Genomic DNA, 20,262 nt, shown 5'->3' with positions numbered 1-20,262 from the left:
TGCTAGTGTCCTGCGTCAGGGGTTCGTTGATGAGTGCCGGTGTCCCAGCGGATGGGTCGCAAGGCCGACGAGCGAAGTAGCACTTGGTCGTTCGTCGAGCGAGGAGAACGCCGCGAGGCGCCGCTGGGGCGCCGGAAATCGCACGAACTCTTGACGCAGGACACTAGGTTTGATGGGTGAGCACTGACGCCCTGCCAGACGAGGTGCGCGAGTTCGCCGCCCTCTATCCGTTCGGCCTGGACGAGTACCAGATCGACGGCTGCCGCGAGCTTGGGCTAGGCCGCGGGGTGCTGGTCGCCGCTCCCACTGGCGCAGGTAAGACCGTGGTGGGGGAGTTCGCCGTCCACCTCGCGCTCACCAGGTCCCGCAAGTGCTTCTACACCACCCCCATCAAGGCGCTTTCCAACCAGAAGTACCACGACCTGGTTGACCGCTACGGCCCGGAACGGGTCGGGCTGCTCACTGGAGACATCTCGGTCAACTCCGAGGCGCAGATCGTGGTGATGACCACCGAGGTGCTGCGGAACATGATCTACGCGGGCTCGCCCACGCTCGGGAACCTCGGCTTCGTGGTGATGGACGAGGTCCACTACCTGGCGGACCGGTTCCGTGGGCCGGTGTGGGAGGAGGTGATCCTCGGTCTGGCGGACTCGGTGCAGATCGTGGCCCTCTCGGCCACCGTCAGCAACGTCGAAGACTTCGGCGAGTGGCTGCGCACCGTGCGGGGTGAGTTCTCCGTGGTGGTCTCCGAACGCCGCCCCGTGCCGCTCTTCCAGCACGTCCTGGTGGGACGTCGCCTCCTGGACCTGTTCGACGGGGTGGCCCCCACCGCCACGGAACTGCCCGCCGAGCGGATGGCCAGGGTCAACCGCGAGCTGCTGCAGGTGAGCAGGAACGAGGCATCCCGGGTGCGCGACGACTCGCGGCGCCCCCGCGGCCGGAGCGGGCGCGGCAAGACCGGACAGGGCCAGGGCTCCGGACAGTACGGCGGCGCCACCCATCCGCGTTTCGCGGGGCGTCCCACGAGCCGCGGCGAGGTGGCGATCGCCCTGGAGGGCGGCTCCCTGCTGCCCGCCATCTACTTCATCTTCTCCCGGGTGGGCTGCGACGCCGCGGTGCGGCAGGTCCACGACGCCGGGATCAGGCTCACCAGCCGCGGGGAGGCCGCCCTTCTCGGGAGCATCGCGGACCGTCACGTGGCGGGGCTCAGCGCCCAGGACCTGGAGGCCTTGGAGTTCGAGGCCTTCAGGGACGCGCTGCAGGCGGGTGTCGCGGCGCACCACGCGGGGCAGCTGCCCGCCTTCAAGGCGATCGTCGAGGAGGCCTTTGCGACGGGGGCACTCAAGATCGTCTTCGCGACGGAGACGCTTGCGCTGGGCATCAACATGCCCGCCCGCACCGTCGTGCTGGAGAAGCTGGTCAAGTACAACGGCGAGAGCCACGCGGATATCACCCCGGGGGAGTACACGCAGCTGACCGGCCGCGCGGGGCGTCGTGGCATCGACGTCGAGGGGCATGCGGTGGTCCTGTGGCAGGCGGGCATGGACCCCCGCGCCGTGGCCGGCCTCGCCTCGCGGCGCACCTATCCGCTGCGCTCCAGCTTCGCCCCCACCTACAACATGGCCGTCAACCTGATGGCCACGCTCGGGCGCGAGCGCGCCCGGGACCTGCTCAACCAGTCGTTTGCGCAGTTCCAGACCGACAAGTCCGTGGTGACCGCGGCACGCGTCGGGAGGCGGCGCCAGGCCGAGCTGCGAGACGCGCAGGACGCAGCCCAGTGTCACCTGGGCGACTTCATGACCTACGCGCGGCTGCGCGACCAGATCTCCAGGCTGGAGGCGGCCTCGTCGAAGGCTCGGAGAGCCGAGCACGACGAGGCGGTGGCCGACAGCATCACCACCCTGTTCGCAGGCGATCTGGTCCACGTGCCGCGGCAAGGATGGTCCGTGGTGCTGAAGGTGGGACAGAGGGCGCATCGGGGCGCGGACCCGTGGGTGCAGGTGATCAGCGCCGATCACACCGTCCTCAAGCTGGAGCCACACGATCTCCCCGGCCCGCTGCTCCCCGTGGGCCGCGTCCGGGTGCCGCGCGACTTCTCCCTGCGGGAGCGCAAGGACAGGCGTTCGTTGCTGACCGCGATGGAAACCAAGCTGGAGCAGCTCGACCCGAGCATCCCGGACACCGCCCTCCCGAGCGACGAGGCGGTGGCCCGGGAGATCAGGCAGCTGAGGGGCGAGCTGAAGGCGCATCCGTGCCATCAATGCCCGGAGCGGGAGGAGCACGCGGTGGAGGCGGCCCGGGTGCTGCGCCTTGAGCGCGAGGCCGAGCGCACGGATGCCGAGGTGACCGGCCGCGCGAACTCGCTGGGCACCCAGTTCGACAGGGTCACGGCGGTGCTCGAGGCGCTGGGTTACCTCGACGGCGATGAGCTGACCGACGCCGGCAGGATGCTGCGACGGATCTACAACGAGCTGGACCTGGTGGCCGCCGAGTGTGTCCGCCGCGACACCTTCGCCGGCCTCACCCCACCGCAGCTCGCGGCCGTGCTCTCGACGCTGCTGTACGAATCGCGCCCCACGCGCGACGCGGCGCCGCCCCGGATGCCCGACGCGGCGTCCGAAAGGGCCCAGTCCGAGCTGCGCGCCGTGTGGCTCGAGGTGGGACGGCTGGAGCGGGTCCACCACCGGGACCGCGGGCGGGAGCCGGACATCGGGTTCGCGGAGGCGGCCTGGAGGTGGGCCAGCGGGCAGGACCTGTCCAAGGTGCTCCGGCACACCGGCCTCTCGGCTGGAGACTTCGTGCGCTGGGTGCGCCAGGTGATCGACCTGGCGGGCCAGCTGGCCACCGCCACGGGCCCCGGGGACCTGCGGCGCACCTGCCGTGAGGCGGCCGATGCAATGCGCCGCGGCGTGGTGGCGGCGGACCTGACGGAGGATTAGGTTTGCCCCCATGGCCGTAGCTCTGCGCGTGATCCCCTGCCTCGACGTCCACGACGGTCGCGTGGTCAAGGGCGTGAACTTCCGTCAGTTGCGCGACGCGGGGGACCCCGTCGAGCTGGCCGCACGCTACTCGGCCGAGGGGGCCGATGAGTTGACCTTCCTCGACATCTCGGCCTCCTCCGACGGCCGGGCCACCACCCGCGACATGGTGGCGCGCTGCGCGGAGACCGTGTTCATCCCCCTGACGGTTGGCGGCGGGGTGCGGGAGGTGCAGGACGTGGACCTCCTGCTGCGCAGCGGGGCGGACAAGGTGGGCATCAACACCGGCGCGCTGGCGCGGCCCGGCGTCATCGACGAGATCTCGCGCACGTTCGGCAACCAGGTCCTGGTCCTGTCCGTGGACGCCCGGCGAGAGGAAGGGATGCCCTCTGGATTCGGCGTCACCACCCACGGCGGGCGCCGTTCGGCCGGCGTCGACGCCCTGGCGTGGGCGCAGGAGGCCTGCGCACGCGGCGTGGGGGAGGTGCTCCTCAACTCGATGGACGCCGACGGCACCACCGACGGCTTCGACCTCGAGATGATCCGGGCCGTGCGGGCCGTGGTGGACGTGCCGCTGATCGCCTCAGGCGGCGCCGGGACGATCGAGCACTTCGTGCGGGCGGCCGAGGCCGGCGCCGACGCCGTGCTGGCCGCCAGCGTGTTCCACTACCAACGACTCACCGTCGATCAGGTCAAGGCCGGCCTGCGCGAGGCAGGCTTCGAGGTCCGATAGAGAAGGAGGAGAGCCATGGAGTGTCTGTTCTGCGCCATCGTCGCCGGTGACATCCCGGCCCGGATGATCTACGAGGACGACGTCGCTGTCGCGTTCCTGGACATCCAGCCCTGGCAGGAGGGCCATACCCTGGTGGTGCCCCGCCGCCACACCGCCGATGCCCTAGCCGATGACATGGTGCTCGCCGAGATCGGCCCCGCGGTGGCCCGCGTCGGCAGACTCCTCAAGGAGCGGCTCGGCGCCGACGCGTGCAACATCCTGTCCAACGCTGGGCCGGTCTCCGGTCAGGAGGTCCTCCACACGCACGTCCACGTGCTGCCTCGCTATGCGCATAATCCTGGCATCGCGGGCCTCCGGGGGCCGGTGACCTCAGACCTGGACGGGGTATGGGCCAGGGTGGGTGGGGCACCCTAACGGATCAACGTCCCCTGGCAATACCACCCCCCGGTTAGGGTCTCGACAGGCTGGTCTACATTGATGTGTATCAAGGGACGTGGACGCGTCCCGTAAAGAAAGAGAAAGGGACCTTCATGAAGGCCACCAAGATCGCCGGGATCCTCTCCATTGTCGCCGGAATCGTCATGATCGTCGCGGGCGCCCTCACCTGGGGCACCGTCAGCTCGCAGCTGGCCGCGGAGAACATCACCGTTCCGGGTGACTCCACATTCATGGGCGGCGCCTACGCAGGCAAGCCCGTCGCCGGGCCCCTCAGCGCCTTCGCGCAGGCCGACATCATCAACCACCACGCCCTCGACGGCGCCGGCGGCAAGACCTACGCCGAGCTCGGCGCGCTGGCCCGCGAGGCCAACGAAGCCGGCGACACCGCCGCCGCTGAGGAATACACCGCGCAGCGCACCACCGCCATGAACGCCTCGTTCCTGCGCGCGTCGCTGTTCACCTCTGTGGTGTCCTACGGCATCGCGGCGCTCGTCATCGGCCTCGGCCTCCTGTTCGCCATCATCGGCTGGGCCCTGACCACCATCAAGTACCCCACCGCGAAGTCGGCCACCGTCACCGAGTGACACCGCCCACTGGGCTCAGACGGCGGGCAGGACTCAGGTCCTGCCCGCCGTCTTACATTTCGGACCACGCGGCACCAATGCTTGACAGCCGGCCACGTCACCGGCAAGCATGTACCCATGCCCACTAGCTGGCTCGTAATTCCCTAAGCGTTTCGGCTCATCAACGAACCGAAGCGCTCCCTCGTGTGCCCGATACGGGCAGCGGGGGTTTTTTCTTGGGATGACAACAGTGCGAGCGATCAACGAAGGGAGAGGCGCATGACACAGACGGACGGTCAGGTCATGACGGGGGCGCAGGCCCTCGTCGAGTCACTGGAACGAATGGGTGTCGATGTAGCCTTCGGGATTCCCGGCGGCGCCATTCTCCCCGCCTACGATCCGCTGTTCGACTCGAAGATCCGCCACATCCTGGTGCGTCACGAGCAGGGCGCGGGCCACGCCGCTGAGGGCTACGCGATGAGCTCAGGCCGGGTCGGTGTCTGCATCGCCACCTCGGGCCCGGGCGCCACCAACCTCGTCACGCCGATCGCCAACGCCTACATGGACTCGACCCCGCTCGTTGCCATCACCGGCCAGGTCAACAGCCACTCCATCGGCACGGACGCCTTCCAGGAGGCCGACATCCGAGGCATCACGATGCCTATCACGAAGCACAGCTTCCTGATCAAGCGCGTCGAGGACATCCCGCTGGCCATCAAGGAGGCGTTCCACATCGCCGCGACGGGCCGGCCGGGCCCGGTGTTGGTGGACATCGCCAAGGACGCGATGGTGCACACCGCGCCCTTCGTGTGGCCGCTGGAGCTGGACCTCCCCGGCTACCGACCCACGGTGAAGCCGCACGCGCGGCAGGTGCGGGCGGCCGCCAAGCTGATCTCGGAGTCGAAGCGCCCCGTGCTGTACGTCGGCGGTGGCGTCGGCCTGGCCAAGGCCGCGCCGGAGTTGGCCGAGTTCGTGGCCAAGACCAGGATCCCCGTCGTCACCACGCTCATGGCACGGGGCCAGTTCCCGGACAGCCACGAGCTGAACATGGGCATGCCGGGCATGCACGGCACCGTCGCCGCCGTCGGTGCGCTGCAGAAGTCCGATCTGCTCATCGCGCTGGGCACCCGCTTCGACGACCGCGTCACGGGCAAGCTGGACAGCTTCGCCCCCCACGCCAAGGTCATCCACGCCGATGTGGACCCGGCCGAGATCGGCAAGAACAAGGCGGTGGACATCCCCATCGTGGGCGATGTCAGGGAGACGCTCAAGGAACTCAACGAGGCGATCGAGGCCTACCCGGCTCCGGAGGCCGACGCCTGGCGCCGTCAGCTGGGCCTCATGAAGGCCCGCTACCAGCCCCGCTGGGAGGAGGCGCCCGACGGGCGGCTGTCGCCCCAGGAGGTCATCAAACGCATCGGCGAGCTGAGCCCGGCGGACACCATCTACGCCTCCGGCGTGGGGCAGCACCAGATGTGGTGCGCCCACTTCCTGCCCCACGAGAAACCAGGCACCTGGATCAACTCCGGGGGAGCGGGCACTATGGGCTTCTGCGTGCCGGCCGCGATGGGCGCGAAGGTGGCCAACCCGGACACCACGGTGTGGGGCATCGACGGGGACGGCTGCTTCCAGATGACCAACCAGGAGCTGGTCACCTGCGCGCTGAACAACATCCCCATCAAGATCGCCATCATCAACAACCACGCGCTGGGCATGGTCCGCCAATGGCAGTCGCTGTTCTACGAGGGCCGGTACTCGAACACGGACCTGATGACCGAGTCGCTGCCCAACTTCCCCATGCTCGCCGAGGCGATGGGGTGCGTGGGGCTACGCGCCACCAATGAGGTGGAGATGGATGCGGTTATCCAGCAGGCGCTCGAGATCAACGACAAGCCGGTGGTTGTGGAGTTCGTCGTGCACAAGGACGCCATGGTGTGGCCGATGGTGCCCGCCGGTGTCAGCAACGACGAGATCCGCGTGGCCCGCGACATGGCCCCCGAATGGGAAGAGGAAGTGCTGTGAACAACCACACCCTGAGCATCCTGGTCGCAAACCGCCCAGGCGTGCTGACCCGGATCGCGGCGCTCTTCTCGCGCCGCGGGTTCAACATCCAGTCTCTCGCCGTGGGTCCCACGGAACGCGAGGAGGTCTCGCGGATGACGGTGGTGGCCCAGGTCGAGGACAGCGCCGCCCTCGAGCAGATCGTCAAGCAGCTCAACAAGCTCATCGAGGTGCGCAAGGTCCTCGAGCTCGGGGATTCGGCCGTGAGGCGCGAGATGATGCTGGTGAAGGTCCGTGCGGACGTGCAGAGCCGCAGCCAGGTCATCGACGTCGTGGGCCTGTTCCGGGGCAAGGCCGTGGATGTCTCGGCGGAGTCCATCACCGTCGAGGCCACCGGCAGCGACGAGAAGCTCGCCGCCCTGCTGGAGATGCTCGCGCCGCACGGCATCATCGAACTCGTCCAGTCCGGGCAGGTGGCGCTCACCCGAGGCGCCAGGAGCATGTCCGAACACAAGGCTAAGTAGAAACCGAAGAAGGAGAACCCATGGCAGAAATGTTCTACGACCAGGATGCCGACCTGTCGATCATCCAAGGTCGCCACGTCGCCGTCATCGGCTACGGCTCGCAGGGGCATGCGCACGCGCTGTCGCTGCGCGACTCGGGCGTCGATGTGCGCGTGGGCCTTCGCCCTGGCTCACCGTCGGCCGCCAAGGCCGAGGCCGAGGGCCTTCGGGTGCTCCCCGTCGCTGAGGCCGTCGAGGAGGCCGATCTCATCATGATCCTGGCCCCCGATCAGGTCCAGCGCACCGTGTACAAGGAGGAGATCGAGCCCCACCTCACCAAGGGTGACGCGCTGTTCTTCGCCCACGGCTTCAACATCCGCTTCGGCTACATCACCCCGCCTGAGGGCGTCGACGTGTGCATGGTGGCGCCCAAGGGCCCGGGGCACCTGGTGCGCCGCGAGTACACCAACGGACGCGGCGTGCCCGCGATCATCGCAGTGGAGAAGGACGAGACCGGCAATGCCTGGCCGCTGGCGCTCAGCTACGCCAAGGCGATCGGTGCGCTGCGCGCAGGCGGGATCAAGACCACCTTCACCGAGGAGACCGAGACGGACCTGTTCGGAGAGCAGGCCGTCCTGTGCGGCGGCGCGTCGGCGCTGGTCCAGGCCGGTTTCGAGACGTTGGTCGAGGCCGGCTACCAGCCAGAGGTGGCCTACTTCGAGTGCCTGCACGAGTTGAAGCTCATCGTGGACCTCATGTACGAGGGCGGCATCGCCAAGCAGCGCTGGAGCGTTTCGGACACCGCGGAGTACGGCGACTACGTCTCCGGCCCGCGAGTCATCGATGCCAGGGTGAAGGAGAACATGAAGGCGGTGCTCACCGACATCCAGACCGGCGCGTTCGCCCAGCGTTTCATCGACGATCAGGATGCGGGTGCGCCCGAGTTCAAGGAGCTGCGTGCCAAGGGTGAGGCGCACCCGATCGAGGAGACCGGCCGTCAGCTCCGTGGGCTGATGAGCTGGGTCAAGACCGACGACGCCGACTACGTCGAGGGTTCGGCTTCCCGCTGACCTGTTCCACGACTTGAGGGCCCGCGACGCGCGTCGCGGGCCCTTTTGGTTGCCCAAGCTCCAAAAACAACACGATCCAACATTAAAGTTCTCCGATTTACTTGACTTCTGTTGGTTTTGCCTTCAAGATTGCGGTGTGGGCAACCCCCACCCGGCTGCGCATCGAGGCGCTGCCCGGCCGAGTACGGGAGTAGATGATGACCGCTCTTCCTGACGCACGCGTCAACAAGAACCTTGAAGGACCCGGCCTCCGCGCCCGGATTCAGAAATTCGGCGGCTACCTGGCCGGCATGATCATGCCGAACATCGGCGCCTTCATCGCCTGGGGCCTGATCACGGCGATGTTCATCGAGACAGGCTGGCTGCCGAACGCCACGCTGGCCGGCCTGGTCGGCCCCATGCTGTACTTTCTCCTGCCCATCCTGATCGGCCACACCGGCGGCAAGATGGTGCACGGGAACCGCGGCGCGGTCGTCGGTGCCATCGCCACCGCCGGCGTGATCATCGGCGGCATCACGGAGTTCGCCACCCTGAGCGGGACGCCGATGTTCCTCGGCGCGATGATCATGGGTCCCCTCGCCGGCTGGGCGCTGAAGCAGTTCGACCGGGCTGTCGAGGGCAAGGTCCGCGCCGGCTTCGAGATGGTGGTGGACAACTTCTCGCTCGGCATCATCGGCATGCTGCTGGCGATCGTCGGCACCCTGGGCGTCGGCCCCGTGGTGGCGGCCATCGTCGGCGTGCTGTCGGCCGGCGTGAACTGGCTGGTGGCCGCGAACCTGCTGCCGCTGGCGTCACTGTTCGTCGAGCCCGGCAAGGTGCTGTTCCTCAACAACGCCATCAACCACGGCATCTTCACGCCGCTGGCCGCGCTCGACGTGGCTGAGACGGGCAAGTCGATCCTCTACATGGTGGAGTCCAACCCGGGCGCGGGCCTCGGCCTGCTGACCGCCTTCATGCTGTTCGGACCCCGGTCTCTGCGCGCCTCCACCTCCGGCGCCATCGTCATCCACTTCCTGGGCGGGATCCACGAGATCTACTTCCCCTACATCCTCATGCGCCCGGTGATGCTCCTGGGCATGATCGCCGGCTCCATGTCCGGCCTGTTCGTCGCCACCGCCACCGGTGCCGGGCTGGCCGGCCCGCCGTCGCCCGGATCGATCCTGGCCTACTTCGCGGTGACGCCTCCCGGTGGTCATCTCCCGATGATCCTCACCGTGCTGACCGCCGCCGTCGTCTCATTCCTGGTGACCTCCGCCCTCCTGAAGTTCGGACGGGGCTCCGACGACTCGGTCGAGGCCGAAGCGGCGGCCCTGGCATCCTCCGGCTCGCTCGGCGACGGCGTGAGCATCCTCGGTTCTGACGTCCGCAAGGTGGTCATCGCGTGCGACGCAGGCATGGGCTCCTCAGTCATGGTGGCCAGCCAGATGCGCAAGCGCCTTGCCCCCTACGGCGTCGAGGTTGTCCACACGCCGGTCGATCAGATCCCCACCGACGCGCAGGTCGTGCTGACCCACGAGGGCCTCGCGGACCGGGCCGGCAAGCGTGTCCCCGGCACCGTCGTCGTCCCCTTCGCCTCGTACCTCGGGGACCCGGCCTTCGACCGCGTCGAGCTCGCGATCCGTGAGGGACGCACCCTCACCGCGACCGGTGTCGGCGACGCCGAGGGGGAGCCGATCTCGTCGGCAGCGGCACCCACCGCGACCACCGCGACTCTCGCCCGCCCCAAGAAGCGGCTCGCCCCCGGCATCCTGCCGCGACAGAACATCCGGCTAGGGCTGACCGCGACCGGCAAGGACGACGCCATCCGCCAGGCGGGTCAGGTCCTCGTGACCTCCGGCGCCGCGGAACCCGCCTACATCGACGGGATGCTCGCCCGTGAGCTGCAGACCACGACCTTCCTGGGCCAGGGCGTCGCGATTCCCCACGGCACCAACGAGGCCCGAGCCCACATCAACTCGGCCGCCCTGGGCTTCCTCCAGTACCCCGAGGGCATCGACTGGGACGGGAACACCGTCAATGTCGTAATCCCGATCGCCTCGAACAGCGACGAGCACGTCAAGCTCCTGGCGGCGCTTGCCACCACGCTGTCCGACAAGGAGCGGGCCGCGCGACTGCGCTCGGCCACCTCCGTTGACGAGGTCATCGACCTCCTGACCCCCACCGAGGAGTGAACGAAGTTATGAAGGCACTGAGATTCCATGCCCCCGGAGATGTGCGGCTCGAGGACGTCCCTGAGCCGCAGTGCGGCCCGGAGGAGGTCAAGATCCGAGTCCGCAACTGCTCGACCTGCGGCACCGACGTGAAGATCCGCAACAACGGTCACGTCAACATCACCCGCGTCACGACGATGGGCCACGAGATCGCCGGCGAGGTGGTGGAGGTTGGCCCCGAGGCGCTCGGCGGCTTCGCCGTCGGCGACCGGGTGCAGGTGATCGCGGCCGTGCCGTGCGGCGACTGCCACGAGTGCCGCAAGGGCTGGATGGCTGTCTGTCAGAACCAGACCTCCGTCGGCTACCAGTACGACGGCGGGTTCGCCGAGTACATGATCGTGCCCAAGGAGGTGCTGAAGGTCGACGGCCTGAACCGCATCCCGGACGAGGTGGGCTTCGACGAGGCCTCCGCTGTCGAGCCCTTCGCCTGCGCGATCAACGCACAGGAGCAGCTCGGCATCGAGGAGGGCGACTTCGTGGTGGTCTTCGGGGCCGGCCCGATCGGCTGCATGCACATCCGGATCGCGCGGGGCGTGCACAAGGCGGGCACCATCGTCCTGGTCGACATCAACGCCGAGAGGTTGGCGATGTCAGCCGATGCGGTCCATCCGGACGCGACGATCGACGCCTCCAGCACCGACGTCGTGGCCGAGATCATGCGCATGACAGACGGGCGCGGCGCGGACGTGGTGATCACCGCCACGCCGGCCAACATCAACCAGGAGCAGGCCATCTCGATGGCCGCGCGCAACGGCCGGATCTCGTTCTTCGGCGGCCTGCCGAAGACCAACCCGACCATCACCTGCGACAGCAACCTGGTGCACTACCGCCAGCTGCACATCCACGGCGCCAACGGCTCTGCGCCGAAGCACCACAAGGATGCGCTGTCCTACATCGCCTCCGGCCAGATCCCGGTGAAGGATCTGATCACCCGGCGGGTGCCGCTCGTCGACGCGCTCACAGCGTTCGACATCGTCGCCCGCGGCGAGGCCATCAAGGTCACCGTCGAGCCGTAGCACCATGATCTGAACGCCGAAAGGGCCGGGAACCTCAGGTTCCCGGCCCTTTCTGTGCGCCCTCAGCCCAGCAGCGCGAGCGCCAGCTCCTTCGCGTCGCGTGCGTTGCGGGTGCCGACGATGCGCTCGGCGGCCTCGCGGCACTGGTCCAGCGTGACGCTGCCGAGGCGCACCCCCACCGACGGGATCGCCGTGGCGGCCATCGACAGAGACGTGACTCCCAGCCCCACCAGAACGCAGGCGAGCAGCGGATCCGCAGCTGCCTCCCCGCACACCCCCACCGGCTTGCCGACGGCCAGCCCGGCCTCGGCGGCGAACTGGACGAGCCGCAGCACGGCGGGCTGCCAGGGGTCGGTGAGCTGGGCCAGGGCGCTGGCCATCCGGTCCGCGGCCATCGCGTACTGGGTCAGGTCGTTGGTGCCGATGGAGAAGAAGTCCACCTCGGCGAGGAAGCGGTCCGCCAGGAGCGCTACCGAGGGGACCTCCACCATGATGCCCGGCTTCAGGCCGCGGGCCCGGCAGAGGGCTGAGAACTCGAAGGCCTCGTCGACGGTGGCCACCATGGGGGCCATCACCCACGCCTCCGCCACGCCGGCCCCGGCGGCGGCGAGCGCGATCGCGTCCAGTTGGCGTTCCACCAGCCCCGGGTTGGTCCAGCCGAGGCGGATGCCCCGCACGCCGAGCGAGGGATTGGCTTCATCCTCGTGGTTGGCGAACGGCACCGGCTTGTCGGAACCGGCGTCGAGCGTGCGCACCACTACCTTGCGGCCTGCGAACGCGGCGAAGACCTCTCCGTAGATGCGGGCCTGCTCCTCGACGCTGGGCTCGGTCTGGGCGGTGAGGAAGCACAGCTCGGTCCTGAACAGGCCCACGCCCTCCGCCTCCGAGCCGGCGGCCGTGCGCGCGGCGGCGCCGTCCTGCACGTTGGCGAGCAGTTGCACGCTGACGCCGTCGGAGGTCCGGGCGGGGCCCTGCCAGGTGGCCGTGAGTGCCCGGAGCTCCCGGTCCCGGTTCATCAGCTCGGTGGCCTCGTCCGGGTCGGGGTGCACGGTGATGAACCCCGAGGTGCCGTCTACCAGCAGGGGGGCCCCCTCGGGGACCGAGTCAAGCTCCGCCGCGGCGACGATGCAGGGGATGCCGAGCTGCCTGGCGATGATCGCGGTGTGGCTGGTGGGGCCACCGAGCCGGGTGACGAGCGCGGTGATGAGCGCTGGGTCGAGGCCGGCGGTGTCCGCGGGGGCGAGATCCTCCGCGCACAGGATGACGGGCGACGAGGGGGTGGGGATGCCCGGCTCGGGGAGCCCCAACAGCTCGGCGAGCACGCGGTTGCGGATGTCGCGCAGATCCGTCGCCCGTTCGGCCATCAGGCCGCCCAGCTGGACGAGTTGGGTCACGAACCCCTCGATCGCGGTGCCGGCGGCCTCCTCGGCCGGGGTCCCGGCGGTGATGAGCTTGCGCGCGGCGCGCACCCATCCGCGGTCCCGGACCAGTGCGGCCGTGGCGGTGAGGACCTCGGACGAGACGCCGGTGACCGCGCTGGCGCGCTCGTCGAACCGTTGGGCGACGGCGGCCACCGCCGCGGCGAAGCGCTCGGCCTCCTGCTCCCGAGCATCCTCGGGGAGGGTGCCGCGGGGTGGGGGCGCTGGGATGGCGGGGCGGGGCCAGAGGGCGGGCGCGTAGGCGATGCCGCCGACGACACCGGTGCCGCGAAGGGACTTCGATTCCATGGTTCCTCCACAATGAGGGGGTAGTTATGACTATCGTCGCCTGCAGGGACCATGAAGTCAACATAAACACAGGTTCGGCCCCGTTTGATCATGTTGGAAACGGGGCGAGCCCCGAGGAAGGGGTCGGATGTACGCCGAAGAGCGCCAGCACGACATCGTGACGCTTGCGAGGGGCCTGGGCCGGGTGGCCGTGGCCGACCTGGCCGTGCGCTTCGGTGTGACGCCCGAGACGATCAGGCGCGACCTCGACGCCCTGGCCGCGCGTGGGCTGCTGAGCCGCGTCCACGGTGGGGCCGTGCCCTCGGACAAGCTGTGGCTGGCCGAGGCCCCGGTGGGCCAACGGGAGGCGACGTCGCAGGACGAGAAGCTCGCCATCGCCGCCCATGCCGTCTCGCTGCTCCCGCAGCGCGACGAGCTGACCGTCCTGCTGGACGCCGGCACCACCACGGCCAAGCTGAGCGCGCTCCTACCGGCGTGGGTCTCCACCGTGGTCACCAACTCCGTACCCACTGCCGGGGCGCTCGCGGACCGCGGGGACGTGGAGGTGCTGCTGCTCGGGGGGCAGGTGCGCGGACTCACCCAGGCCACCGTCGGGGCTGAGGCCCACGCCGCGCTGGCCCGGCTGCGGGTGGACGTCGCCTTCCTCGGGGCCAACGGGTTCTCCGCCGAGCACGGGTTCTCGACGCCCGATCCGGCCGAGGCCGCCGTCAAGCAGGCCATGGTGCGGGCTGCCCGCGAGGTGTACGTGCTGGCCGACGCCACCAAGTTCGGGGCTGACTATCTGGTCCGGTTCGCGGAGCTCGGGGACGTCGACGCGCTGGTGACGGATACCCGTCTGGCCCCGGCATCGCGGGCCGCACTGGAGGCGCTCGAACTCCGGGTCGACGTGGCGGGTTAATGTTTGTTTATGTCGGTTTACCTTGCTTTGTGAGTCAAATTGGGATATAAACGGAGGTAAGCAGAGCCTCGAGGGAGCGGACAGCATGGTCGACGACGTCGCACGCAGAGTGGTCACATTCACGGCCAACCCCAGTATCGACCGCACGCTGACCCTCGACGGCCCCCTGCTGCGGGGCCAGCTGCTCCGGGCCAGCGGCGTGACGGAGCAGGCGGCGGGCAAGGGCGTCAACGTTGCGCGGGTGTTGAGTGCAGCAGGGCTGCCCGTGACCGTCGTGGCCGCGGCACTGGATCGCGGATTCCGCACGCTGGCAGAACACGCCGAGCCGCCGCTGACCGTGCTCGGGCAGTCGCTCGACGACGGACGTCGGGTGCGGATGAACACCACAGTCACCGAGCCTGACGGCACCACCACGAAACTCAACGAGCCCGGGCCACTGCTGACCGCGGCACACCTGGAGGTGGCGGCGGACTCGCTGGTCGACGTCGCACGGGGCGCGGCCTGGGTGGCGCTGGCCGGGTCGCTCCCGCCCGGAGCCCCGGACCACTGGTACGCGAGCCTGGTGGGGAGGCTCTCCGGGCTCGGCTGCCGAATCGCCGTCGACACCTCAGGCCCAGCGCTCGACGCGCTGGTGGCGTCGCTCGACGCACCGATCGATCTCATCAAGCCCAACGCCGAAGAGCTGGCCCAGCTGACCGGTGGCAGCCCGGAGGAGTTCGAGGCGGCCGCGGAGCGTGGAGAGCTGGACGGGATTGTCGCGGCGGCCCGCAGTCTGCAGGAGCGCGGGATCCGCGCCGTCCTGGTCACCCTCGGCGGGTCGGGTGCCGTACTGGTCACCGGCGGCGGCGCCTGGTTCGCGCGTGCGCCGCGGATCAGCGTGCGGAGCACGGTGGGGGCCGGCGACTCGTCAGTGGCCGGCTTCATTCTGGCCGACATCCGCGGGGCCGACCCCGCCCAGTGCCTCGCCACCTCCGTCGCCTACGGCTCGGCAGCCGCTGCGCTCCCGGGAACCACCCTGCCCACCCCTGCAGATCTGACGACCGGTCAGGTCGACGTCATCGCCCTCGGCTGACCAGCCGCGGGCTCACCCACACCAGAAGGACACCATCATGGCAAGCAAGACCGTCACCGTCGGCTCCTCCGTCGGCCTCCATGCCCGTCCCGCGGCCCTCGTCGCCCAGGCGGCCGGGGCCTACGACGACGACATCCTCATCAGGCTCGCCGGAACACCCGCCGAGGATGGGGTGGACGCCGCCTCCAGCCTCATGATCATGACCCTGGGTGCCGGCGCAGGCGCGGAGGTCACCGTCGAGTCTGACAACGCTGAGGCGGTCGAGAAGATCGCAGCGCTGATCGAGCAGGACCTCGACGCCTGAGACCCCGTCGGGTGAGCCTCAGGAGAGGCGTGCCGCGATCCGGTCGCCGATCTCGGTGGTGCGCAGCCTCGCGGAGCCCCGCTCGGTGATGTCGGCGCTGACCGCCTCGTCGATCCGTGCCGACAGCTCCGGCCGGCCCAGGTGGTCCAACAGGAGCGCCATCGACGAGATGGCCGCGGTGGGATCCGCGATGCCCTGACCCGCGATGTCGGGGGCCGATCCGTGCACGGGCTCGAACATCGACGGGAACTCGCCGCTGGGGTTGATGTTGGCCGACGCGGCCAGCCCGATGCCCCCGGTGACCGCGGCAGCCAGGTCCGTGACGATGTCGCCGAACAGGTTGTCGGTGACGATGACGTCGAACTGACTGGGGTCCACCACCATGGCGATCATCGCCGCATCGATGTGCAGGTACCTGCGCTCCACGTCCGGGAACTCCTCGCCGACCTCGGTGAAGATGCGGTTCCACAGGGTGCCGGCGTTGACCAGCACGTTGTGCTTGTGCAGCAGCGTGAGCTGGCCCCGACGCGCCTGGGCGCGGCGGTAGGCGTCGCGGACGACCCGCTCCACGCCGTAGGCCGTGTTGACGGAGACCTCCGTGGCCAGCTCGTGCGGGGTGCCGACGCGCACCGCCCCGCCGTTGCCGCAGTACAGACCCTCGGTTCCCTCGCGGACGACGACGAAGTCAACGGTTTTGCCCTCGACGATGCGGGGGGCCAGGGGAGTGGGCACTCCCGGGTAGAGCTTGGAGGGGCGGAGGTTGATCGCGTGATCGAAGGCGAACCGCAGCTTGAGCAGCAGGCCGCGCTCGAGAAGCCCGCTCGGGATCGCCTTCGACCCCGGGGCCGCGCCGACCGCGCCCAGCACGATGGCGTCCACGCCCTTGAGCTCTTCCAGCACGGAGTCCGGGAGCACCTCGCCGGTGCGCTGCCAGCGCTCGGCGCCCAGGTCGTAGTGGACGAAGTCGAAGGCATCTGCGCCGGCGACGGCGGTGAGGGCCTTGAGCGCCTCGGCGGTCACCTCGGGGCCGATGCCGTCGCCGCCGATGACGGCGATGGTGCTGGTCTGAGTCATGGGCAGGACCCTACGGCTTGGCGCTTTGGGCCGGGAAGGGATGGGGCGTGCCCGTCCACTGGCTGAGACGGGGCGGGTCCGCCCGCGCGGGGTATCCTTCGCTCTGACTGACCACCCCTGGGAGAGATCAATGCCGATGCTGCCGACCCGACCGGCCGAGTTCCACGTCTTCGACACCTCACTGCGCGACGGCGCGCAGCAGGAGGGCCTGCACCTGTCGGTGCAGGACAAGCTGAAGATCGCGGGCTACCTCGACGAGCTGGGCGTCACCTTCATCGAGGGGGGTTGGCCGGGCGCCAACCCCAACGACACCGAGTTCTTCGTCCGCGCCAAGGAGCTCAACCTGAAGCGCTCCCAGCTGGTGGCGTTCGGCGCCACCCGCAAGGCCGGGGCGAAGGCGGCCGAGGACGCGCTGACCCGGGCGCTGGTCGACGCGGACACGGACTTCATCTGCATCGTCGCCAAGTCGCACGACGAACACGTGTACCGGGCCTTGCGCACCACGCTCGAGGAGAACCTCGAGATGGTCACCGACACCGTGCAGTACCTCCGCTCGCAGGGCAAGCGGGTGTTCGTGGACTGCGAACACTTCTTCGACGGCTACCGTGCCAATCCCGAGTACGCCATCCAGGTGGTCCAGACGGCCCACGACGCCGGCGCCGAGGTGGTGGTGCTCTGCGACACCAACGGAGGCATGTTGCCCAGCTGGATGGGGGAGATCATCGAGGCCGCAGCCGCCACCGGGGCCAACCTGGGTGTCCACTGCCACAACGACACCGCCTGCGCCGTCGCCAACACCCTGGCCGCCGTCGAGGCCGGTGTCATGCACGTGCAGGGCACGTTCAACGGATACGGGGAGCGCACCGGCAACGCGGACCTGTCAGCGCTCATCCCCAACCTGCAGCTGAAGTACGGCTGGGACGTGCTGCCCCCCGAGCAGCTCGCGGAGCTGACCCGCGTTGCCCACGCCATCGCGCTGGTGGCGCATCAGCCGCTGGTGGGTCGCCAGCCCTACGTGGGGCATTCGAGCTTCGCCCATAAGGCGGGGCTGCACGCCTCCGCCATCAGGGTGGACGAGAACCTCTACCAGCACATCGACCCGTCGCTGGTGGGCAACGACATGAGGATGCTGATCTCCGACATGGCCGGCCGCGCCAACATCCAGATCAAGGGCGAGCAGCTGGGCTTCGACCTTGAGGATCGCGCGCTGGCGGCCTCCATCACGGAGCGGGTCAAGGCCAGGGAGAACGAGGGCTACTCCTACGAGTCCGCCGACGCGTCCTTCGAGATGCTGCTGCGCGACGAGCTCGGCATCCTCGCGCTGCCGTTCCAGGTCCAGTCGTGGCGCGTGTTCACCGAGGAGCGCGACGGGGTCAACATCTCCGAGGCCACCGTCAAGCTCACCGCCAAGGGCGAGCGGCACATGGTGGTGGGCGAGGGCAACGGCCCCGTCAACGCGCTCGACGGCGCGCTGCGTCAGGCGCTCGCGATGCCCTTCCCGGCAGTGGCCGAGTTCGAGCTGACCGACTACCGGGTGCGGATCCTCGACGAGGGGCACGGCACCGACGCTTCGGTGCGCACCCTGATCGACACCTCCTACAACGGCTTCACCTGGACGACGGTGGGGGTGGGCACCAACGTCATCGAGGCCTCCTGGGAGGCGCTGATGGACTCCCTGGCCTACGGCATCCTCACGCATCTGCCGCCCGCCTAGCCTCCACTACGCTGGGGGCCATGCGCATCGCACGTTTCGTCAAGGATGGCCAGGACCCCACCTACGGGATCATCGAACTCGCTGTTGACGGGGGAGATCACCCCGACACCATCGCCGCGTTGACCAACGATCCGCTCGCCGGGCTCGCGGTCAACTACACAGGGGAGCGCCACGACCTCGTCGACGTGCGCCTGCTCGCGCCGGTCATCCCGCGCAGCAAGATCGTCGGGGTGGGCAAGAACTACGCGGACCACGCCAAGGAGATGGGCGGCGAGGTGCCCGAATCGCCGCTGCTGTTCTTCAAGCCCAACACCTCCGTGATCGGGCCCGACGACACCATCATCCGCCCCGCGGGCTGCGAGAACCTCCACTTCGAGGGCGAGCTGGCGATCGTGATCGGGCGGATCTGCAAGGAGGTGCCCGCCGAGCGCGTGCCGGAGGTCATCTTCGGCTACACCATCGCCAACGACGTCACCGCGCGGGACTGGCAGGCCACCGATGGTCAGTGGGCCCGGGCGAAGGGGTCAGATACGTTCCTCCCGCTCGGCCCCTGGGTCAACACGCACCTCACCGTCGAGGAGGCCGAACACCTCACCATCGAGACCCGCCTCGGCGACGAGGTGCGCCAGCAGGGCTCCACAGCGCAGATGGTGCGTGGCATCGTCGAGCTCGTCAGCTACATCACGTCGTTCACCACGCTCCTTCCGGGCGACCTGATCCTCACCGGCACGCCGGCGGGCGTGGGTTCGATGGAGCCGGGAGACCGGGTCAGCGTGGAGATCGACGGCCTGGGCGTGCTGAGCAACCCCGTCGCGGACGCGTGACCCAGCCCCCGCTGCTGTTGCTGGCCGGCGAGCCGCAGGACCCGCCGTCGGGATTGAGCTACCCGCTGGCGCTGCGGCGCCGGGGATTCACGGTGCCGATCACAGTGTTTGGTGCGCTGCTCGCGTTCAGCGCGTTCGCGCTGGTGGTGCCTGCTGTGTCCGCCGTCGTGCTTCGCCTGGGCTTCCTGCTGCGGGGCGGTGGGGACTACGCGGCCTACGAGCGGGCGGCCACGGCGTATGAGCTGCCGGAGGGACCGGCTGCCGGTCACCTGGCGTTGGCTGCGCTCATCCCCTTGTCGATCCTGCTGGTGCGCTACGTCCACGGCGTGCGGCCCCGCTGGCTGGCCTCGGTCCAGCCAGGACTCAGATGGCGCTATCTGGCGATGTCGCTGGTGGTGGCGGCGGTGATCCTCAACGCGTTCACGTGGGCCTCGTTCCTCGTGGGCGACATGCCGGTCTTTCACGACGGCCAGGACGGCTGGGTGTGGTTCCTGCTGGTGGTGGCGGTCACCTCGCCGCTGCAGGCGGCGGCGGAGGAGGTGTTCTTCCGGGGCTACCTGCTGCAGGTGATCGGATCGGCCACCGGCCGGGCGTGGGCGGGCGTCGTCGGATCCGCGTTGATCTTCGCGCTGCTGCACGGGGTGCAGAGCCCGGCCCTGTTCGCGCACCGGCTGGCGTTCGGGCTGGTGGCGGGGGCGTTGGTGGTGGTCACCGGGGGTCTGGAGGCGGGGATCGCGGCCCACGTGGTCAACAATGTCGCGGCGTACGGGTATGCGATGTTCACCATGTCGGTGGCGGAGTTGCGCGGCGTGACCACCATCACGTGGGCTGAGGCGGGCTGGAATGTCGCGGCGTTCGCGGCGTTCGGTGTCGCGGCGTGGTGGTTGGGGCGTCGGCTGCGAGTCGCCACCGTCACCCCTTGACGCCACTGTCACCCCTTGGCGCCACGGTCGCCCCCTGACGCAACGGTCGCCCCTTGACGCCACGGTCGCCCCCTGGCGCCGCCGTCGCGGTGGCCGGCGCCTCCTTGCAGATGTGGCTTGTGGCTGGGCTGGTGGCGAGTTGAGCAAATGGCACGGGTCACGGCGCCGCCCGCGCTCAGCCTGAGCGTGCGGGGTTCCGTGACCCCTGCCATTT

The 20,262-nt window shown here is 69.3% G+C and carries 17 protein-coding genes; 15 read left to right on the top strand and 2 right to left on the bottom strand.

Features of this window, described 5'->3' with window-relative positions:
- The first annotated feature begins 191 nt into the window (after nucleotides 1-191).
- The 9 genes from ACX1D1_RS11415 (at nucleotide 192) to ACX1D1_RS11375 (ending at nucleotide 11,512) form a co-directional block, all read left to right on the top strand.
- On the top strand, nucleotides 192-2,939 hold the full coding sequence (locus ACX1D1_RS11415; RefSeq protein ID WP_182784048.1) for a DEAD/DEAH box helicase: 2,748 nt from the start codon (nucleotides 192-194) through the stop codon (nucleotides 2,937-2,939).
- A gap of 10 nt (nucleotides 2,940-2,949) precedes the next feature.
- Nucleotides 2,950-3,711: an imidazole glycerol phosphate synthase subunit HisF gene (gene hisF, locus ACX1D1_RS11410; RefSeq protein WP_459054638.1), complete on the top strand. Its 762-nt coding sequence runs from the start codon at nucleotides 2,950-2,952 to the stop codon at nucleotides 3,709-3,711.
- Nucleotides 3,712-3,726: 15 nt separating this feature from the next.
- On the top strand, nucleotides 3,727-4,125 hold the full coding sequence (locus tag ACX1D1_RS11405) for an HIT family protein (protein ID WP_182783936.1): 399 nt from the start codon (nucleotides 3,727-3,729) through the stop codon (nucleotides 4,123-4,125).
- A 116-nt stretch (nucleotides 4,126-4,241) separates the two neighbouring features.
- Nucleotides 4,242-4,733, top strand: coding sequence for an aromatic ring-opening dioxygenase LigA (locus ACX1D1_RS11400; protein WP_459054637.1), 492 nt, complete (start codon nucleotides 4,242-4,244; stop codon nucleotides 4,731-4,733).
- Between the two features lie 258 nt (nucleotides 4,734-4,991).
- On the top strand, nucleotides 4,992-6,734 hold the full coding sequence (locus ACX1D1_RS11395; protein WP_182783940.1) for an acetolactate synthase large subunit: 1,743 nt from the start codon (nucleotides 4,992-4,994) through the stop codon (nucleotides 6,732-6,734).
- Nucleotides 6,731-7,237 carry an acetolactate synthase small subunit gene (gene ilvN / locus ACX1D1_RS11390; protein WP_182783941.1) on the top strand — a complete coding sequence of 169 codons (507 nt, stop codon included), beginning with the start codon at nucleotides 6,731-6,733 and terminating at the stop codon, nucleotides 7,235-7,237. Before ACX1D1_RS11395 ends, ilvN begins: the two co-directional genes overlap by 4 nt.
- Nucleotides 7,238-7,257: 20 nt before the next feature.
- Nucleotides 7,258-8,286, top strand: coding sequence for a ketol-acid reductoisomerase (ilvC, locus tag ACX1D1_RS11385; RefSeq protein WP_182783943.1), 1,029 nt, complete (start codon nucleotides 7,258-7,260; stop codon nucleotides 8,284-8,286).
- A 194-nt stretch (nucleotides 8,287-8,480) separates the two neighbouring features.
- Complete coding sequence (locus ACX1D1_RS11380) at nucleotides 8,481-10,457, top strand: PTS mannitol transporter subunit IICBA (protein ID WP_459054636.1); 1,977 nt, start codon at nucleotides 8,481-8,483, stop codon at nucleotides 10,455-10,457.
- Nucleotides 10,458-10,465: 8 nt separating this feature from the next.
- Nucleotides 10,466-11,512 (top strand): zinc-dependent dehydrogenase, encoded by a 1,047-nt coding sequence (locus ACX1D1_RS11375; RefSeq protein ID WP_459054635.1) that lies wholly within the window; start codon nucleotides 10,466-10,468, stop codon nucleotides 11,510-11,512.
- A 62-nt stretch (nucleotides 11,513-11,574) separates the two neighbouring features.
- Here ACX1D1_RS11375 and ptsP read toward each other — a convergent pair whose 3' ends face one another.
- Nucleotides 11,575-13,239: a phosphoenolpyruvate--protein phosphotransferase gene (gene ptsP, locus ACX1D1_RS11370; protein ID WP_182783947.1), complete on the bottom strand. Its 1,665-nt coding sequence runs from the start codon at nucleotides 13,237-13,239 to the stop codon at nucleotides 11,575-11,577.
- Between the two features lie 127 nt (nucleotides 13,240-13,366).
- On the opposite strand from ptsP, the gene ACX1D1_RS11365 reads away from it, so the two are divergent.
- The 3 genes from ACX1D1_RS11365 (at nucleotide 13,367) to ACX1D1_RS11355 (ending at nucleotide 15,513) form a co-directional block, all read left to right on the top strand.
- Nucleotides 13,367-14,137, top strand: coding sequence for a DeoR/GlpR family DNA-binding transcription regulator (locus ACX1D1_RS11365; protein ID WP_459054634.1), 771 nt, complete (start codon nucleotides 13,367-13,369; stop codon nucleotides 14,135-14,137).
- A gap of 85 nt (nucleotides 14,138-14,222) precedes the next feature.
- Nucleotides 14,223-15,209 (top strand): 1-phosphofructokinase family hexose kinase, encoded by a 987-nt coding sequence (locus ACX1D1_RS11360; RefSeq protein WP_459054633.1) that lies wholly within the window; start codon nucleotides 14,223-14,225, stop codon nucleotides 15,207-15,209.
- 37 nt (nucleotides 15,210-15,246) lie between these two features.
- Complete coding sequence (locus ACX1D1_RS11355; RefSeq protein WP_459054632.1) at nucleotides 15,247-15,513, top strand: HPr family phosphocarrier protein; 267 nt, start codon at nucleotides 15,247-15,249, stop codon at nucleotides 15,511-15,513.
- A gap of 18 nt (nucleotides 15,514-15,531) precedes the next feature.
- Here the strand turns inward: ACX1D1_RS11355 and ACX1D1_RS11350 are convergent, their stop codons facing one another.
- A complete protein-coding gene (locus ACX1D1_RS11350) occupies nucleotides 15,532-16,587 on the bottom strand; it encodes a 3-isopropylmalate dehydrogenase (RefSeq protein WP_182783954.1) in 1,056 nt (351 codons plus the stop codon).
- Between the two features lie 130 nt (nucleotides 16,588-16,717).
- Here ACX1D1_RS11350 and cimA point away from each other — a divergent pair, with 130 nt between their 5' ends.
- Genes cimA through ACX1D1_RS11335 form a run of 3 tightly spaced genes read left to right on the top strand, consistent with a single transcriptional unit; the run spans nucleotide 16,718 to nucleotide 20,048 of the window.
- Nucleotides 16,718-18,301 carry a citramalate synthase gene (gene cimA, locus ACX1D1_RS11345; RefSeq protein WP_182783956.1) on the top strand — a complete coding sequence of 528 codons (1,584 nt, stop codon included), beginning with the start codon at nucleotides 16,718-16,720 and terminating at the stop codon, nucleotides 18,299-18,301.
- Nucleotides 18,302-18,321: 20 nt separating this feature from the next.
- A complete protein-coding gene (locus tag ACX1D1_RS11340) occupies nucleotides 18,322-19,125 on the top strand; it encodes a fumarylacetoacetate hydrolase family protein (RefSeq protein WP_182783958.1) in 804 nt (267 codons plus the stop codon).
- Nucleotides 19,122-20,048 carry a CPBP family intramembrane glutamic endopeptidase gene (locus ACX1D1_RS11335; protein ID WP_459054631.1) on the top strand — a complete coding sequence of 309 codons (927 nt, stop codon included), beginning with the start codon at nucleotides 19,122-19,124 and terminating at the stop codon, nucleotides 20,046-20,048. The genes ACX1D1_RS11340 and ACX1D1_RS11335 overlap by 4 nt, the downstream gene beginning before the upstream one ends.
- The last annotated feature ends 214 nt before the right edge of the window (nucleotides 20,049-20,262 follow it).

This window comes from Tessaracoccus luoxuelianae (assembly GCF_054483915.1).
The sequence above is the reverse complement of the archived record's forward strand: the minus strand, read 5'-3'. Positions and strand labels throughout refer to the sequence as shown.

What these genes read in the sequence shown, in the direction of transcription:
- cimA (WP_182783956.1), top strand. Translation starts at nt 16,718, where the DNA reads ATGCCGATGCTGCCGACCCGACCGGCCGAGTTCCACGTCTTCGACACC.
- ACX1D1_RS11350 (WP_182783954.1), bottom strand. Translation starts at nt 16,587, where the DNA reads ATGACTCAGACCAGCACCATCGCCGTCATCGGCGGCGACGGCATCGGC.
- hisF (WP_459054638.1), top strand. Translation starts at nt 2,950, where the DNA reads ATGGCCGTAGCTCTGCGCGTGATCCCCTGCCTCGACGTCCACGACGGT.
- ACX1D1_RS11375 (WP_459054635.1), top strand. Translation starts at nt 10,466, where the DNA reads ATGAAGGCACTGAGATTCCATGCCCCCGGAGATGTGCGGCTCGAGGAC.
- ACX1D1_RS11400 (WP_459054637.1), top strand. Translation starts at nt 4,242, where the DNA reads ATGAAGGCCACCAAGATCGCCGGGATCCTCTCCATTGTCGCCGGAATC.
- ACX1D1_RS11340 (WP_182783958.1), top strand. Translation starts at nt 18,322, where the DNA reads ATGCGCATCGCACGTTTCGTCAAGGATGGCCAGGACCCCACCTACGGG.
- ilvC (WP_182783943.1), top strand. Translation starts at nt 7,258, where the DNA reads ATGGCAGAAATGTTCTACGACCAGGATGCCGACCTGTCGATCATCCAA.
- ptsP (WP_182783947.1), bottom strand. Translation starts at nt 13,239, where the DNA reads ATGGAATCGAAGTCCCTTCGCGGCACCGGTGTCGTCGGCGGCATCGCC.
- ACX1D1_RS11360 (WP_459054633.1), top strand. Translation starts at nt 14,223, where the DNA reads ATGGTCGACGACGTCGCACGCAGAGTGGTCACATTCACGGCCAACCCC.
- ACX1D1_RS11405 (WP_182783936.1), top strand. Translation starts at nt 3,727, where the DNA reads ATGGAGTGTCTGTTCTGCGCCATCGTCGCCGGTGACATCCCGGCCCGG.
- ACX1D1_RS11395 (WP_182783940.1), top strand. Translation starts at nt 4,992, where the DNA reads ATGACACAGACGGACGGTCAGGTCATGACGGGGGCGCAGGCCCTCGTC.
- ACX1D1_RS11380 (WP_459054636.1), top strand. Translation starts at nt 8,481, where the DNA reads ATGATGACCGCTCTTCCTGACGCACGCGTCAACAAGAACCTTGAAGGA.
- ACX1D1_RS11355 (WP_459054632.1), top strand. Translation starts at nt 15,247, where the DNA reads ATGGCAAGCAAGACCGTCACCGTCGGCTCCTCCGTCGGCCTCCATGCC.
- ACX1D1_RS11365 (WP_459054634.1), top strand. Translation starts at nt 13,367, where the DNA reads ATGTACGCCGAAGAGCGCCAGCACGACATCGTGACGCTTGCGAGGGGC.